At 67.8% G+C, this 16193-nt stretch carries 12 protein-coding genes and 2 pseudogenes; 9 read left to right on the forward strand and 5 right to left on the reverse strand.

From position 1 onward, the window contains the following. Positions 1-11: 11 nt before the first annotated feature. Both OG225_RS10265 and OG225_RS10270 read right to left on the reverse strand, forming a co-directional pair. On the reverse strand, positions 12-1853 hold the full coding sequence (locus OG225_RS10265) for an ABC transporter ATP-binding protein (RefSeq protein ID WP_405181443.1): 1842 nt from the start codon (positions 1851-1853) through the stop codon (positions 12-14). Next, positions 1850-3898 (reverse strand): ABC transporter ATP-binding protein, encoded by a 2049-nt coding sequence (locus OG225_RS10270; RefSeq protein WP_405181444.1) that lies wholly within the window; start codon positions 3896-3898, stop codon positions 1850-1852. The genes OG225_RS10265 and OG225_RS10270 overlap by 4 nt, the downstream gene beginning before the upstream one ends. A 233-nt stretch (positions 3899-4131) precedes the next feature. Between OG225_RS10270 and OG225_RS10275 the strand changes: the two genes are divergently transcribed. From OG225_RS10275 to OG225_RS10285, 3 genes are all read left to right on the forward strand, one after another. Beyond that, positions 4132-5073, forward strand: coding sequence for a TauD/TfdA dioxygenase family protein (locus tag OG225_RS10275; protein ID WP_405181445.1), 942 nt, complete (start codon positions 4132-4134; stop codon positions 5071-5073). A 242-nt stretch (positions 5074-5315) separates the two neighbouring features. After that, on the forward strand, positions 5316-6248 hold the full coding sequence (locus tag OG225_RS10280) for a family 2A encapsulin nanocompartment shell protein (RefSeq protein ID WP_405181446.1): 933 nt from the start codon (positions 5316-5318) through the stop codon (positions 6246-6248). After that, on the forward strand, positions 6220-8193 hold the full coding sequence (locus OG225_RS10285; protein ID WP_405181447.1) for a family 2A encapsulin nanocompartment cargo protein cysteine desulfurase: 1974 nt from the start codon (positions 6220-6222) through the stop codon (positions 8191-8193). The genes OG225_RS10280 and OG225_RS10285 overlap by 29 nt, the downstream gene beginning before the upstream one ends. Positions 8194-8270: 77 nt before the next feature. Here OG225_RS10285 and OG225_RS10290 read toward each other — a convergent pair whose 3' ends face one another. After that, entirely contained in the window at positions 8271-9077 is an 807-nt protein-coding gene (locus OG225_RS10290; protein WP_405181448.1) for an SDR family NAD(P)-dependent oxidoreductase, read from the reverse strand. Between the two features lie 111 nt (positions 9078-9188). Between OG225_RS10290 and OG225_RS10295 the strand changes: the two genes are divergently transcribed. Both OG225_RS10295 and OG225_RS10300 read left to right on the forward strand, forming a co-directional pair. Continuing rightward, complete coding sequence (locus tag OG225_RS10295) at positions 9189-9851, forward strand: TetR/AcrR family transcriptional regulator (RefSeq protein ID WP_405181449.1); 663 nt, start codon at positions 9189-9191, stop codon at positions 9849-9851. Then, a complete protein-coding gene (locus tag OG225_RS10300; RefSeq protein WP_405181450.1) occupies positions 9802-11025 on the forward strand; it encodes an oxygenase MpaB family protein in 1224 nt (407 codons plus the stop codon). Before OG225_RS10295 ends, OG225_RS10300 begins: the two co-directional genes overlap by 50 nt. Positions 11026-11028: 3 nt before the next feature. Here the strand turns inward: OG225_RS10300 and OG225_RS10305 are convergent, their stop codons facing one another. After that, the gene (locus OG225_RS10305) at positions 11029-11892 is read right to left on the reverse strand and encodes a helix-turn-helix domain-containing protein (protein ID WP_405181451.1); all 864 of its coding nucleotides are present in this window, start codon (positions 11890-11892) and stop codon (positions 11029-11031) included. Between the two features lie 152 nt (positions 11893-12044). Here OG225_RS10305 and OG225_RS10310 point away from each other — a divergent pair, with 152 nt between their 5' ends. From OG225_RS10310 to OG225_RS10320, 3 genes and pseudogenes are all read left to right on the forward strand, one after another. Next, entirely contained in the window at positions 12045-13268 is a 1224-nt protein-coding gene (locus OG225_RS10310; protein ID WP_405181452.1) for an acyl-CoA dehydrogenase family protein, read from the forward strand. Positions 13269-13279: 11 nt separating this feature from the next. Beyond that, positions 13280-14312 (forward strand): annotated as a pseudogene (locus tag OG225_RS10315) (phosphotransferase family protein). A 32-nt stretch (positions 14313-14344) separates the two neighbouring features. Continuing rightward, positions 14345-15076, forward strand: a pseudogene (locus OG225_RS10320) (SDR family NAD(P)-dependent oxidoreductase); the annotation flags it as partial. A 72-nt stretch (positions 15077-15148) separates the two neighbouring features. Here OG225_RS10320 and OG225_RS10325 read toward each other — a convergent pair. Beyond that, complete coding sequence (locus OG225_RS10325) at positions 15149-15352, reverse strand: EF-hand domain-containing protein (RefSeq protein WP_109524403.1); 204 nt, start codon at positions 15350-15352, stop codon at positions 15149-15151. A gap of 291 nt (positions 15353-15643) precedes the next feature. Here OG225_RS10325 and OG225_RS10330 point away from each other — a divergent pair, with 291 nt between their 5' ends. Further along, positions 15644-16189 (forward strand): PaaI family thioesterase, encoded by a 546-nt coding sequence (locus OG225_RS10330; protein ID WP_405181453.1) that lies wholly within the window; start codon positions 15644-15646, stop codon positions 16187-16189. Positions 16190-16193 lie beyond the last annotated feature (4 nt).

A 16193-nucleotide genomic window follows, 5' to 3' on the forward strand; every position in this document is an offset into this window, starting at 1 on the left:
TACGTGGGCGGTCAGCCGCCGACGTCACTGGGCACACGTTGGTGGACCGCGACCGAATCCCGCGCCCAGACCGCGTGCAGGCGCGCGTAGCGACCGTCGCGCGCGAGGAGTTCGGCGTGCGTGCCCTGTTCGACCACGGTCCCGTCGTGGAACAGCAGCACACGATCGGCGGTTTCGGCGGTGTGCATCCGGTGCGCGATGGTCACCGTGGTCCGGCCGTGGGTCAGCCTGGCCAGCGCGTGCTGCACCCGCACGTCGGTGCCCGCGTCCACCCCGCTGGTCGCTTCGTCCAGAACCAGCAGATCCGGGTTCACCATCGCGGTCCTGGCCAGGGCGACGAGTTGGCGTTCCCCCGCCGAGAGCGCTTCGCCGCGTTGACCGACGCGGGTATCGAGCCCCTGGAGCAGTCCGCGAATCCAGCCGGTGAGGCCGAGCCGCGCCAACACCGCGAGCACATCGGCGCGGGAGGCGCCCGCACGTCCGAGGGCGATGTTCTCCTCGACGGTGCGATCGAACAGGAAGGCCTCCTGCGGGACGATGGCGACGCGTCGCGTGAGCGCGTCGTCGGAGATCTCCGCGATATCGATATCCCACAGCGTCGCCGTGCCCGATCCCGGCAGCAGCTGCCTGGTCACCAGTTTCGCGAAAGTGCTCTTACCCGAACCGGTCGCACCGACCACGGCGACGTGCTCACCCGCCGCGATCCGCAGGTCGACATCGTGCAGCGCGGGTCTGCCGGTCACGTAGGCGAATCCGACCCCGTGGAATTCGACGGTGGCGGGCCCTTCCGGCAAGGCGGTCCGGCTGCCCGTCCCCGACACCTGATCCAGATCGAGTATCTCGACCACGCGGCGCAAACCCGCTTCGGCATTGCGCGCGTCGGCGAGACTGCTGACCGCGAACTGCATCGGCCGAACGAAGAACGTGACCAGGAACAGGAAGGCCACGACATCGCCCGCGCTCAGACCGAACCCGACCCCGAACACCCCGACCCCCGCGGCGGTGCCCGCGACGAGTACCGCGGTGGTGATCAGTCCGCTGGCGACCTCGCCGATGGAGATGTTGAAACCCATCGGCCACAGGGTGCGGCACTGCGCGTCGCGCACCCCGTCGATCTGCGCGGCGGCGCGTTCGCCCATACGCTCCTCGATGCCGTATCCACGGATGGTGTCGATGCCGACGAGTACCTCGAGCAGCCCCGCGTAGAGTTCGCCGATGCGTCGACGCGCCGTGTCGAACCGTCGGCCCACCCACCGCTGCAAACTGTGCCCGGCCAGCGGGACACCGAGACCGATCAGCAGGACCAGTACCGCGGGCGGCCAGGAGTAGACCAGCATCACCGCCAGCGCCAGCAGCATCTGGGCGATGTTCTGCACCAACGTGATTCCGCCGGACTGCGCGTACAGGGTCACGACGTCGACATCGTTGGTGACGCGCGCGACCAGTGCGCCGCCGGACTCGGCCCTCGGGTCGGCGGGCGAGAGCCGCAGAATGCGGGCGAACGCCGCGACCCGCAGTTCGTACAGCGCCTGCTCGACGGCACGGATCAGTCGGTGGTTCATCAGCGCGGAGGCGAGCATCGCCAGCAGGACCGCCGTGACCCCGACGGCCACCGCGCCGGTGACCACCCGCGACCGGGTCGCGGCGTCGGCATCGGAGAGCAGGGCGTGGTCGAGCGCGTACTGGATGGTGACCGGGATGACGATGCGGCCCGACGCCGCGACCGTCGCGAGCAGCAGGATCAGGACCAGGGAACGACCGGAGAACGTCGTGTCGCGACGAACCCGCCGAAGCAGGGCGGCCGTGCCGTAGGCGCGTTCGGGGGTGGTCCGCTCGTACTCGGAGGTGCTCACTGTGCCTGCCGAACGGCGAGGCCGGGTTGGGATCCGTGACCGGGCGGCGGCGGGTCAGCGTAGACCGCGTCGACTTCGAGCCCGTGACGCTCGCCGGTCCGCGTCGGGAATCGCCCACCGGTGGTATCTGTTTCGTGAACCTCGGCGTCGTCACCGTCGGCCCGGTAGGCGCCGAGCAGCGCGCGGTAACCGGGTTCGGAATCGAGCAGTTCCTCGTGTCCGCCCAGCGCCCGAATCCGCCCGCCGTCGAGGAAGACAACGGTGTCGGCCAGGGCGATGGTGGCTGCGCGGTGTCCGACAAGCACGACGGTGGTTCGCCGATCATCGCCCGCGTATTCCGCGCGCAGGGCGTCGACCACCTCGCGTTCCACCAGCGGGTCGAGCGCGGAGGTGGCGTCGTCGAGCAGCAGCAGACCGGGCCGCCGGAAAACGGCCCTGGCCAACGCGATCCGCTGACGCTGTCCACCGGAGAGTTGCACATCCTCACCGAGGACGGTGTCGGCGCCGTGCGGTAGCCCGGCGACGAATCCGGCCGCACCGGCGATGCGCAGCGCCCGATCGAGTTCGGCGTCCGCGTCGTCCACGGTCCGCGGCCGGGATGGTTGCGGTGTCGTCCCGTCGCCGGATCCGGTCGGTCGCGCGTCGAGGACGACGTTGGCCCGCACGGTATCCGCGAACAGGAACACGTTCTGGGTGACGAGCGCGGTACGTCGTCGCACCGCCTCCGGCGCGACGAGTCGGGTGTCGACGCCGTCCACCGACACCGTGCCGCGATCGGCTTCCAACAGGTGGGCGAGCAATGCGAGCAGCGTGGTCTTGCCCGCGCCGGTCGCCCCGGCGACGGCGACGACCGTCCCCGGGCGGACGGCGAGCGTCAGATCCCGCACGGCGGCGCGATCGGCGTCCGCCCGCCCGCCGCCCGCGTCGCGATAGCCGAAATCGACGTCGGCGAGTTCGAGCGCCACCCCGTCCGGTTGCCACGAGGGCGCCGACCGGCCGTGGGCGGGCCGCTCGGTCGCGGTGAGAATCTGGTCGACCCTGGTGTGTCCGGCGACCCCGAGTGGCAGCACACCGAGGAATCGGGCGATGACATTGAGCGGAATGGCCGTGGTGATGAGTAGATAGATGACCTCCACCAGGGCGCCGACTCCGAGATGGCCGGCGCCGACACGGGCCACCCCGACGGCCAGGATCACCAGCGCGGCCAGCGGCGGCATGAGTTCGATCGCCGGATCGAAGATCGCACCCGCGTTGCCCATGCGACGATTCGCAGCCCGTGAGGCGTCCGCGGCCCGCGCGAACCGATCGATCTCGCGTTCGGTGATGCCGAGGGTCCGGATCACCTGGCGTCCGGCGACCGCCTCGTGCGCGAGCCCGCTGACGACGGCGCGTTGTTGTTGCGCTGCGCGCGCCCGGGGCGCGAGCACCCGCTGATACAGCAGGTTCGCGGCGAAGACCAGCGGGATGAGGATCGCCGCGATCAGCGCCAGCCAGGGATCGACCAGCGCGATATCGGCCATGACCAGCAGCAACATGCCCGTCATGCCGACCGCGAAGGGGAAGTGCTGCATCGGATCCCACGCGGTCTCGGCGTCGGAGACCGCGCGCGACACCAGTTCGCCCGCCGAATGCCTGCGGTGCCACGAGACGCCCAGCCGCAGGTACGCCGCGGTGATGGCCTTTCTTGTCGCGGCCTCGTTGTGGTACTGGACGATGCCGGTCGCGACGCCACGGGAGATGATCGTCAGGATGCGCAGCAGCGAGACCGCGAGGACGAACAGCGCGCCCGTCGCGGCCGCGCCCACCAGGAATCGATCCTCGGCGAAGCCCGCGACGACGACGTGTTCGGTACTCCAGCCGATCGCTTTGGCGGCCAGCACCATGCACACCGCGTTGGTGAGTCCGGAGCCGATCGCTATCGCGGCCGCTCCCGGAATGCGGGCACATCCGCGCGCCATCATCGCCAGTCCGGTACGCAGGGTGCGGACGTCGCCGCCGGTCCCGGTATCCGCTCCGGCGAGCAATGCGCCTCTGCCGTAGCTCATGATCGGGAAACCTCCTGCTTTTCGAACACACACGCCAGGACAACAGTGCGCGAAATTCGTTGCCTCGGGCAATGAACTGGATCAGGGTGATCTAAAATTCTCGGAAACGCCGTCAAGGGAAACTTCAAGAATGGTGTAGACAATCTTGCCGATCGCAACCCGTCAGGGATTTCCCCGTCCGTCCTAGCCTGGTCAGGACATGTTCTCCCCGAGCGAATCAGGTGGTGGGTCCGATGACAATCGCGGCGAAAGAACAGATTTCGACGGAATCGACGATCACGGTAGCGCCGCAGTCCGGGTATACCGGCGCTGAGATATCCGGTGTCGACCTTTCCGAGGAACTTTCCGATCAGGTGATCGCGGAAATTCGGCAGGCATTGTTGCAGTGGAAGGTGGTGTTCTTCCGCGATCAGACGATCGGGCACGCGGAACAGATCGCCTTCGCCCGCCGGTTCGGAAAGGTCACCCCGGCCCATCCGTACGAGGAGAACCCGCCGGAGGGTTTCCCGGAGATCCTGCCGATCGACAGCCGTCGCTACGGCACGCAGTACGGGCGCAAGCGGACCTCCTACGACAGCAGTTGGCACACCGATGTCACCGCGCTGATCAATCCGCCCGCCTTCTCCATCCTGCGCGCCGACATCCTGCCCCCGTACGGCGGCGACACGGCCTGGACGAATCTGGTCGCCGCCTACGAGAACCTGCCCGCCGAGGTGCGCGCCTTCGCCGACGTCCTCGACGCTGAGCACACCTTCGAGAACCGCGCGACCCAGGGCAGTGCGCGGGCGGCGGTGATCGACGGCAAGCCGTTGCGCACCTACCATCCGGTGGTGCGCGTGCATCCGGAAACGGGGGAGCGGGCGCTGTTCGTCAGCCCCGGTTTCACCCGCAAGACCAAGACGGTGCGCAATCTCGGCCCTCGCCTGAGTTCCCACCTGCTCGACGCGCTGTGGGAGGAAGCCACTCGCACCGAGTACACGGTGCGCTTCCGCTGGGCGCCGGGCAGCGTCGCGTTCTGGGACAACCGCGCCACCGCGCATCTCGCCATTCCCGACGCGGGTCATCTCGGCTACGACCGGGTGCTGTACCGGGTGACCATCGAGGGCGATGTCCTCCGGGGCGTCGACGGGCGGCTCTCCGAATCGCTCGAGGGCGAGGCCTTCCTCGGCGCCTGACCGCCACGGACGGCGAAGAACCATGAACGGCAAGGGGATTCGGCCACACCGTAGGAACGCGGCCGTCGGTATCGCCGACGGCCGCTCGGCGTGTCAGGCGCACCCTCGACCCGGCGTGTCCAGTCGGAGTGACTCTCGCGACACGGCGCGTCGGAGATCGGATCCAGCGCGACAATGGTGGTCCGCGGCGTTAGCATTGGCGCAGCCGATAACGGTGGATTTGCCGAGCCGAGGTGGTTCGAATGACAAGTGCAAGGCCGCAACCGGTTGCCCTCAGCGACGACGCCGCGAGGACACTGGCCAATGCGACGAAATCCGTTCCCCAGATGGAGTCGATCAGCCCCCGCTGGCTCGTTCATCTGCTGAATTGGGTTCCGGTGGAGGCGGGTATCTTCCGGCGCAACCGGGTCACCCACGAGAACACCGTCGATATCCAGTGCGACAATTTCGATGAATCCCCCCTGCCGGACACCTTCGTCGATTACGACCGTGAGCCCAGGGAATACCGCCTCAAGGCGGTGCACACCATCATGGATGTGCACACTCGCGTCTCCGATCTGTACTCGAGCCCGCACGATCAGATCGCCCAGCAGCTGCGGCTCACGATCGAAGCGATCAAGGAGCATCAGGAAGGCGAATTGATCAACAGTCCGGACTACGGACTGATCGCCAACACCGCGGAGAAACAGCGGATCTCCACGATCGGTGGACCGCCGACCCCGGACGATCTGGACAATCTGATCGCCCGCGTGTGGAAGGAACCCGCGTTCTTCCTCGCCCACCCGCAGGGAATCTCGGCTTTCGGCAGAGAATGCACCCGGCGCGGGGTTCCGCCGCCGACGGTGAGTTTGTTCGGATCCCAATTCATCACCTGGCGCGGCATTCCCATCATTCCCTCGGACAAGGTCCCGGTCGAAGGCGGGAAGACGAAATTCCTCCTGATCCGCACCGGTGAGTCCAGGCAGGGCGTGATCGGTCTCTATCAGCCGGGGCTTTCCGGCGAGCAGGGCCTCGGTCTCTCGGTGAAGTTCATGGGAATCGATCGCAGCGCGATCGCCTCGTATCTGGTGTCGCTGTACTGCTCACTCGCGGTACTCACCGACGATGCGGTGGCCGTGCTGGAGGGAGCCGAGGTGGACAAGTTCCATGACTACGCCCCGTCCTACCACAAGTGACCAGTCGGGCGCGTCGGAGTCGGCCGAATACGCCGCTGCGCCGGGTCCGCTGTTACCCGACGAATCGACCATGAATCGGCTGGCCGCGCAGATCTTCGCGGCCGTGCCGTCCGCGTCGCCGCGTGTGACGGCACTCGCCGCCGCGCCCCCGGATCCGGCGCCCCGGGCGGTTACATCGCCGTCCGTGACCCCGCCCGGTGGGGCCGCCGCGCCCCCGGGTGGGGCGACACCGGAGCCGACCGTGCCCGGCTGGGAGATCGACCCGGCCGGTCCACCCGCGCGAACGGCACCGGTCGGCGCTTCCCCGTCGACCGCCGTCCCGCCCGCTCCCGTGAGCAACGCGTCCGAGCCGAGTTCTTCGTCACCGCAATCGCTTTCGTCACCGCACGGTTATTCGGGAACGCCGGTCACCGGTATTCCCGCCGCCGGTGCCGCTGTGCCCGCGCCGACCTACGCGAGCGCGGCGAACGTCGCGCCGGAATCCGCGGCCCCGGCGACCGGTGTGATCGGCTCCTACGCCGAATACTTCACGCCGCCGCTGCCCGCGTTCACCGATCTGCTCCCGCCGACCCGGGCGCTGGATTCGGCGGGTTCGGTGCCGATCGCGGGTGCGCCCGCTTTCTATTTCCTCGACCGGCCGACCGAGCAGGTCCAGGCGCCCGCGCCGTCGTCGCCGTTCTATTTCCTGGAGTCGAACGCGGGCCGAATCGCGCCCGACCCGCGTCCGCCGTTCGACGTGTACGCGGTCCGCAACGATTTCCCGATTCTGCGGGAGCGGGTCAACGGTCATCCGCTCGTGTGGTTCGACAATGCGGCGACCACGCAGAAACCGCGCGCGGTCATCGACCGTCTCGCGTATTTCTACGAGCACGAGAATTCGAATATCCATCGCGCCGCGCACGAGTTGGCGGCGCGTTCCACCGATGCCTACGAGAACGCACGCGATACCGTCGCGCGTTTTCTCGGTGCCTCGTCCTCGGAGGAGATAATCTTCGTCCGCGGCGCCACCGAGGGGATCAACCTGATCGCACAGACCTGGGGCCGCGCCAGTATTCGCGAAGGCGACGAGATCGTCATCTCACATCTCGAGCATCACGCGAATATCGTGCCGTGGCAGATGCTCGCGGCGGAGACCGGCGCGGTGCTGAAGGTGATCCCGGTCGACGAGAACGGGGATCTGCTGCTCGACGAATACACCCGTCTGCTCTCCGACCGCACGAAACTCGTTTCGGTGGCCCACGTGTCGAACGCGCTCGGCACGGTGACCCCGGTGCACGCCATCGTGGACCAGGCCCACCGCGCGGGGGCGATCGCGGTGATCGACGGCGCGCAATCGGTGCCGCACACGCGTGTCGATATGCGTTCGCTGAACGCCGACTACTTCGTGTTCTCCGGGCACAAGTTGTACGGGCCGACGGGTATCGGTGTGGTCTACGGTAAAACCGAAGTGCTGCAAGATGTTCCGCCCTGGCAGGGGGGCGGCAACATGATCAGCGATGTGACACTCGAACGCGCGGTGTTCCAGCCGCCGCCGGGACGTTTCGAGGCGGGCACCGGCAATATCGCCGATGCCGTCGGTCTCGGCAGCGCGATCGAATACGTGGAACGTATCGGCATGGAGAATATCGCCCGCTACGAGCACGATCTCCTCGAATACGCGACACCTCTGCTCGCGGCCGTTCCGGGTGTGCGACTGGTCGGCACCGCACGGGAGAAGGCGAGCGTCCTGTCGTTCGTGATGGCGGGATTCGAGCCACTCGAAGTCGGAAAGGCATTGAACGAGAAGGGGATAGCGGTGCGCGCCGGACATCACTGCGCGCAGCCGATCCTGCGCCGCTACGGCCTCGAGGCGACCGTGCGTCCCTCGTTCGCCTTCTACAACACCTGCGAGGAGATCGACCGGATGATCGCGACCCTCATCCAACTCGCTCGTTCTCGGCGGTAGAAACTCGCAATAGCTGATAGATAGCGAAGGGTCCGTTCTCGCCTCGTACCGAAGCGGGAACGGGCCATTTCGCTGGCTCAGACCGCTTTGTTCAAACCGGCGTCCACCAGGACGTCGGTCCCGGTGGTGCTGGCCGAACGCGGGGAGCACAGCAGCACGATCGCGTCGGCGACCTCCTGTGGCGCGATGAGCCGACCGGTCGTCAGCCGCATCATCCGCGCCGCGCCGCCGCCGAGGACGCCGGCGCGATCGGTGCCCGTCGCCGCCGCGATGACATCGGCGGCGCCGCCGTCCTCGGTCCACCAGGGCGTGACGACCGGCCCGGGGGACACGGTGTTCACCCGGATGCCCTGCGGGCCGAATTCCTCCGAGAGGGCCTGGGTGAGATTGCGTACACCCGCTTTCGCCACCCCGTAGTCGACATTCGTGCCGCTGGGCACGTGGGCCATGGTCGAGGCGATATTGACGATCGTGCCGCCACCTCGTGCCAGCAGGCGCGGGATCGCGGCCCGCACCGCCCGCACCGTCGTCATCAGGTTGAAGTCCAGCATCGCCTGCCAGTCGGCGTCGTCGAGGTCGTGGAAGGAGAAGCGCGGCAGCACCGCGCCCCGCGGCGGGCCACCGGCGTTGTTGACGAGAATATCGAGTCCGCCGAACAGTTGTTCGGCCCGTTCGACGGCCCGCGCGGGGCCATCCGGGGTGGACAGGTCGACGGCGACGTGGGCGAACCGATCACCGGCGAGTTCGTCGAGTTCGGGGGTCGAACGCCGCGACGCGGCGACGACGAGTGCCCCTTCGGCGTGAAGGGTCCGCGCGGTGGCGAGTCCGATTCCCTTCGACCCGCCGGTGACCACCGCGACCTTGTCCTGCAACAGAAGATCCATGAGCAGAAGTCTCGTTCGGCGCCGGACGGCGCGCTGGCGGCTTCCGGTCGCCGCGTTGGTGCGCGGGGATGAGGCATTGACATAATGCAACATGATTTCTATCTTCGTTACATGCGGGATGGATTCGACGATGTGGACGAGGCGATCATGGACGCCGCGCTCGAACGCATCGTGCAGGTCGGAATCCGGCGCGCCAGCCTCGAGGACATCGCCCGCCGGGCGGGTATCAGCAGGGTTACCGTGCATCGCCGGTTCGCGGGTAAGGACAATCTCGTGGAGGCCGTTCTGGCCCGCGAGACCCGGCGGATGCTCGCCGAGGTCACCGCGATCGCGGCGACGGACTCCGGTGTCGACGCGCAGATCGAGGAGACGATGCTGCATGTCCTGGTGCAGACCAGAATCCACCGGCTGATCGCCGAATTGCTTCGCGTCGCCCCCGATGAAGTGCTCGGCTTCTACACCGTCCAGGGAGAACGCCTGGTGGCGATCGGGATCGACTACATCGTCGGGATGCTCACCCAGGCGCAGGCCGCGGGGCTCGTTGCCCGATACGACCCCCGACCCGTCGCCGAACTCGTTGCCCGCCTGGCGCATTCGCTGATGCTCACACCGGGTGGCGGCAACGTCGACTTCGCCGATCCGGACCAGGCCCGCGCTTTCGTCCGCACCGCCATCGTGCCGTTGATGAGACACGGCATCGCCACACCATCTGAGGAAGTCAACGATGACCACTTCGCCGAATCCGCCTACTCGACACCCCGATCGGCCCCGTAGACCGCCCGGTCTCGGACCGATCGCCCTGCTGCTCGGCATCGGCGAGCCGTCGTCGGACCGGTGGCGTCGACTCGGCGAATCCCTCGTCGTTGGCGACGAACCGATGGATCGGCTCGTCGACTGGATGTACGCCGAAGGCATGGGGACCACCCGCCCCCTGTTCGAACAGGCGCTGCGCACGGGAATCTCCAGCGTCCCCGACGCGCCCGAACCTCTGCGCGCGTTCTTCACCATGGTCGAGACCACCCCCGACTGGGTCGATCCCGAATTGCTGCGGCGTGGCGAGCGGGTCTTCCGTTCCGGCGGTTCCGACGGTCTCTATTTCGCGCGCGATGTGTCCTTCCTCGGTGGATACCTCGCCTCGGGTTTCAACAAGACGCTGATCCGCACAGGTGCGCTGGAGAAGGGCCCGGCCCGGCGATTCGCCGAAACCCTGCAATGGGCCATGGATGTGTCCACCGAGAACGGGATGGACCTGTTCGGCCAGGGCTACCGCTCCACGCTGCATGTGCGTTTCATCCACTCGATGGTCCGCCGCCACGTCGCCGCCATGCCGGATTGGCGCGGGGACGACTGGGGCCTGCCCATCAATCAGACCGATATGGCGGCCACGCTCGTCGGCGCGCTGCTCGCTCCCTTCGTCGGCGGCATGGTGCTCGGCATCGTCCCGTCGCGGGCCGACACGGTCGCCGCCGCCCACCTGACCCGCTACGTGGGCTGGCTGATCGGCGTCGAAGAGCAGTGGCTGCCAACGGGTTTCCGCGACGGCGTGGAGATCCTGTACCACTGCCTCGCCGCCATCACCAACCCCGACGAGACCAGCCGCCAGCTCGCCGTCCCGATGGCCGACGACCCGTTGCGGTGGTCCTATCCCAACCTGCCCGGCCTGCGCGGCCGCATCGCCCGCGCCCAGCATCTGTCGGTGACCACCGCGTTCCTGGGCCCGAAGGCGATGCGCACACTCGGCCTGCCCGCCTACGTTCCACCCTGGTACCCGGCACTGCGCATCCCGGTCAACCTGGTGCGCAGCGCGTTCGTCCGCTTGTCCCCCGGCGGCACCGACCGGGCCGCGATCCAGGGGCGACGCGAACAGGAAACGTTCCTGCGCAGGCTGATCGGCGAGACGAAGGCCACCATCGGCGAATCCGCGCCGCCGCTCGAGAAGATCGCGTAATCGCTACCCGGGCGTCTTCCTGAGCAGATCGAGTGCGAATTCCGAATACTCGCGCGCGATCTGCTCCGGGGTGGACGGGCCGTCGATGCGGAACCACTGTGACAGCGACGTGCACATGGTGGCGATCGCCCGCCCCGCGTCGCGCGGGCGTTCGGTCCGCAGGGTTCCCTCGGCGACGGCCGCGGCGATCTCCTCGTCGAGCAGATACTGGATCTCGTTGCGGGAGTGCGTGATGCGACGCCGGTTCTCACCCTTGAGGCTGCGCATCTCGCTCGCGCCGATGAAGGCCAGCGCCCGGCGGTGGGTGTGGTAGAGCGCCAGCGCCTCCACGATCAGCGCGACCCGTTCGACGCTCGTCGCACCGTCGGCGCGCGCGGCGCCGACCCGCCAGTGCAATTCGTCCATGGTGATGTCGAGGACGCGAACGAGCAGTTCCTGTTTGTCGCGATAGCGGTGATAGACGCCGGGCACGCTCATCCCCGCGCGATGGGCCAGCGAGCGCATGGTGGCCCCGTGATACCCGGTCTCGACGAACGATTCGATCGCCGCGTCGAGCACCGGATCGATCGACAGCGGCGGGAATTCACGCCAGTGCCTCGCGCCGTGCCGCCGCACCGCCGCCGCCCGTACTCCGGTATCGGATTCGCGGCCGCGCGCGACAGGTTCGGTGCCGCCGACCAGGTCGCGCACGTCGACGTGCAGGGCGTCGGCGAGTACCCGCAGCCGCTCGACGCTGACCCCGGTCTTCCCGCTCTCGATCGCGCTGATGGTCGCGGTGCTCAGGCCGAGCCTGCGCGCCAGTTCGCGCTGGGAGACCCCGGCCGCGCGCCGCGCCGAACGAATCGATTCGTGAATATCGGACATCATCGCCGGTTCTGCTCCGATCTGTTCAGGATTCCTGAACATTTTGACGTGCCGAGCGCGAACATGCCAGTGTATTGGCCCATGGGGACCGAACGATCGTTCTAACCGATTCGGTGGTCCACCGCCCACCGCCGCCCACGCTGGAGGAGTTTCCGATGCCGATCGACCTGTCGTATTCACCGGAGACGACCGCGCTGGTCGATAAGGTGCGGACCTTCGTCCGCGAGGTCGTCCTCCCGATCGAGGACGAGCACGTCGGCGATATCGCCGCGGCCGGCGGGGACGCGATACGGGTCGAACTGCAAGCGCACGCGCGGAAGGCGGGCGTCTTCGCGCCGCACGCACCGGTCGAATACGGCGGACACGGTCTGAACATGTCTGATCGCGCACCGGTCTTCGAGGAGGCGGGCTATTCGCTGTTCGGTCCGACGGCGCTGAATATCGCGGCCCCGGACGAGGGCAATGTCCACATGCTCGCCCATATCGCCGACGCGGCACAGAAGCGGCGGTACCTGGAACCGCTGGCACGCGGTGAGGTCAGGTCCGCCTTCGCGATGACCGAACCCGCGCCCGGCGCGGGTTCCGATCCCTCCGCGCTGACGACGCGGGCGGTACGCGCGGACGGCGGCTGGCGGATCTCGGGCCACAAATGGTTCATCACCGGAGCGGACGGCGCGGGATTCTTCATCATCTTCGCCCGTACCTCCGGCGAACCGGGTGATCGCGGCGGCGCCACCATGTTCCTCACCCCGGCCGACGCGCCCGGCCTCCGGGTCGGCAGGCATATCTCAACCCTGGACAAATCCATGCTCGGCGGCCATTGCGAGGTGTTCTTCGACGACCTGTTCGTCCCCGATGCCGGGGTGCTCGGCGAGGTGGACCGTGGCTTCGAGTACGCGCAGGTGCGGCTCGGCCCCGCCAGGATGACCCACGTGATGCGCTGGCTCGGCGCGGCCAGGCGCGGGCACGACATCGCCGTCGCGCACGTCGCGCGGCGGCGGGGATTCGGCGCGAAACTCGGGGATCTGGGCATGGTCCAGCAGATGGTGGCCGACAACGAGATCGATATCGCGGCGACCAGGGCGCTGCTGACCCGCGCGTGCTGGGAACTGGACGCCGTTGAGACGGCGGCGAATTCGACCTCCGTGGCGAAGACCTTCGCCGCCGAGGCGATCTTCCGGATCGTCGACCGCAGCGTCCAGATGTGCGGCGGACTCGGGGTTTCCGACGATCTGCCGCTGGCGCGACTGTCCCGCGAGGTGCGCCCGTTCCGGGTGTACGACGGACCGTCGGAAGTGCACCGGTGGGCGATCGCCAAACGGGTGATCGGCGCGGCGAAGCGCGCCGCGCGCGAGACCGAATCGAAGGAGAACCCGTGACTCTGCCGGGTATGGACGTCGCGGCACTGCGCGACTACCTCGTCGGCGCAGGTATCGACGTCGAGGGCGAGCTGCGGGTCGAACTGATCAGCGGCGGGCGTTCGAATCTGACCTTCAAGGCCTGCGATGACCGCTCGACCTGGGTGGTGCGCCGTCCGCCGACGAGCGGACTCACCCCGTCCGCGCACGACATGGCGCGCGAGTACACCGTCACCAGCCGACTGGCGGGCACCTCCGTCCCGGTCGCGGCGGCGGTTGCCTTCGATGCCGACGGCACCGCGCTGGGCGCGCCCATGACGGTCGTGGAATACGTCGATGGCAGCGTGATCCGCGACCGTGCCGATCTGGCGACGCTCACCGACGCGCAGGTCGAGGCGAGCGCGGATGCGCTCGTCGCCACCCTGGTCGACCTGCACGCGGTGGACTACCGGGCTGCGGGTCTGGAGAATTTCGGTCGCCCACACGAATTCGTCGCCCGCCAGGTCGCGCTGTGGGCCCGGCAATGGGATCGGGTGAAGACCCGCGAACTCCCGGATTTCGCGGCACTGCACGCGGCATTGTCCGAGGCGATTCCCGCGACGTCGGACGCGTCGATCATCCACGGCGATTTCCGGATCGACAATACGATTCTCGATTCGGGGTCGCCGGATATCGTGCGCGCCGTCGTCGACTGGGAGATGTCGACACTGGGTGACCCGCTGACCGATATCGCGCTGATGTGCGTCTATCGCACACCGGTATTCGATCTCGTCCTCGGCGCGGACGCGGCATGGACCAGCCCGCGTCTTCCGTCGCCGGACGTTTTGGCACAGCGATACGCCACCCTGTCCGGGCGCGATCTCGCGGACTGGAATTTCTATCTCGCTGGCCAATTTCAAACTCGGCGTCATCGGCGAGGGCATCACGCACCGCGCGCTGCATGGTTCGGACGTGGGCGGGGACGCCCGTCGCGCCGCGGAGGCGACGCCGGAATTCATGGCCGCCGGATTACGCGCGTTGCGGACCGTCTCGCGCACCGGACATCGTTCGACGGAGTCACTGTGAGAAACGTACTCGACCTGTTCCGACTCGACGGCACGGTCGCGATCGTCACCGGCGCGAGTTCGGGCCTGGGCGCCGGATTCGCCCTCGCGCTCGCCCAAGCGGGCGCGGATCTGGTTCTGGCCGCCCGCCGGACCGAACAGTTGGAGTCCGTCGCCGCCCGGGTGCGCGAACTCGGCAGGCGCGCCCTCGTCGTCGGCGCGGACGTGTCCGATCCCGATCGGTGCCAGGCCATGGCCGAGGCGGCGATGACCGAGTACGGCCGCATCGACATCCTGATCAACAACGCCGGTATCGGAACGGCGGTCCCCGCGGTGCGGGAGCAGCCCGACGAATTCCGCAAGGTCATCGACCTGAACCTCAACGGCGCGTACTGGGCGGCGCAGGCCTGCGGGCAGCGGATGACGCCGGGTTCGAGCATCGTCAATATCGCCAGCGTGCTCGGCCTGATCAAATCCTATGCGCCGCAGGCGGCCTATGCCGCGAGTAAGGCGGGGCTCATCGGCCTCACCCGAGATCTCGCCCAGCAGTGGTCGGGCCGCCGAGGTATCCGGGTGAATGCCATCGCCCCCGGCTATTTCGCCAGCGAGATGACCGCCGCCGTGCCCGCCGACCAACTGCTGACCTTCGTGCGACAGACCAGCCCGTTGGGCAGGCTCGGCGAACAGCACGAACTCGACGCGGCCGTCGTCTTCCTGGCGAGTCCCGCGAGTTCTTACATCACCGGGACGACCCTCGCGGTGGACGGCGGTATGTCGGGGCACTGACTCCGACGAGCGAGTCGGTCCCGGAACGGTATCCGGGACCGACTCGCTCGCGGAGTCCGCGTTCGGACCGACTCAGATACGGTCGCGCGCGGCCTGGACCTCGTGCTTGACGATCATCCCGTCACCGTCGCTGTCGAGAGTGTCGAACATGGCGATGATGTCGTGCGGCTGACGTCCCTCGTTCTGGTAGTGCGCGAAGAATTCGTCGCGGGTGACGTAGCCGTCGCCGTCTCGGTCCATGAGTGCGAAGGCGGCGAGAATGTCGCGATTGTCCATTCGGTGCTTCTCCCAACTTCTAGGCGAAGTGGTCGAATACCACTTCGCGACAGGTGGTCGAGCCGTAGTGGAAAACTGACGCGTCAAGGGTAGGCGCACAGGGGGGCGATCGGTGGCGAATTCTTCGATATTTCTGCACGCGGTGCGGCATGACATCGAATGCGTACCTGCGTGACGCGGTATTTCCGGCCATTGTCACAGATCGCGAAACGGCGTTCGTGAGGCGTCGATCGCGAACGTCGATCGCGCCAATCGAATATCGCGCGGGACCGGCGTTCGGCCGGGGAATGGGTGAGCGTTGAGAAGCCGATGCGGATGCGCGGCGAATTCGGCACTTTGTACGGCAGGGAGGAAGATCTCATGACCAGCACCCAGGCCAACGGCAGCGGACTCACCGGAACGGTCGCGTCGCGAGCCGGTGAACTGACGGAGGTGTTCGAGCGGGGCCTGCGGGAGAATCTGGGCGTCGGCGCGTCGCTCGGAATCCGGCAGGAGTACGTGGGCGACGGTCGTACCCGCTACTATCTCGACCCGAATCCGGCCACCATCAACGCGATGTTCACCGTGCACGGCGGCGTGCTCGCCACCCTGATGGACACCGCGATGGGCAGTGCGGTGTTCACCAGGCTCGCCGACGGTGTCGCGTACACGACGCTGGAACTGAAAGTGAATTTCATCCGGTCGGTCACGCTCGACGGCAGCAGGCTCACCTGCGATGCCGAGGTGGTGCACGTCGGGCGGCGCACCGCCACCGCCGAGGGTCGGATCACCGACGCGGGCGGGAAGTTGATCGCGCACGGTTCGACCACGATCCTGGTTCTTCAGCCGGGGAGCTGACCCG

Origin of the sequence: Nocardia sp. NBC_01377, assembly GCF_045040005.1 — a bacterium.
Lineage (GTDB): Bacteria > Actinomycetota > Actinomycetes > Mycobacteriales > Mycobacteriaceae > Nocardia > Nocardia noduli.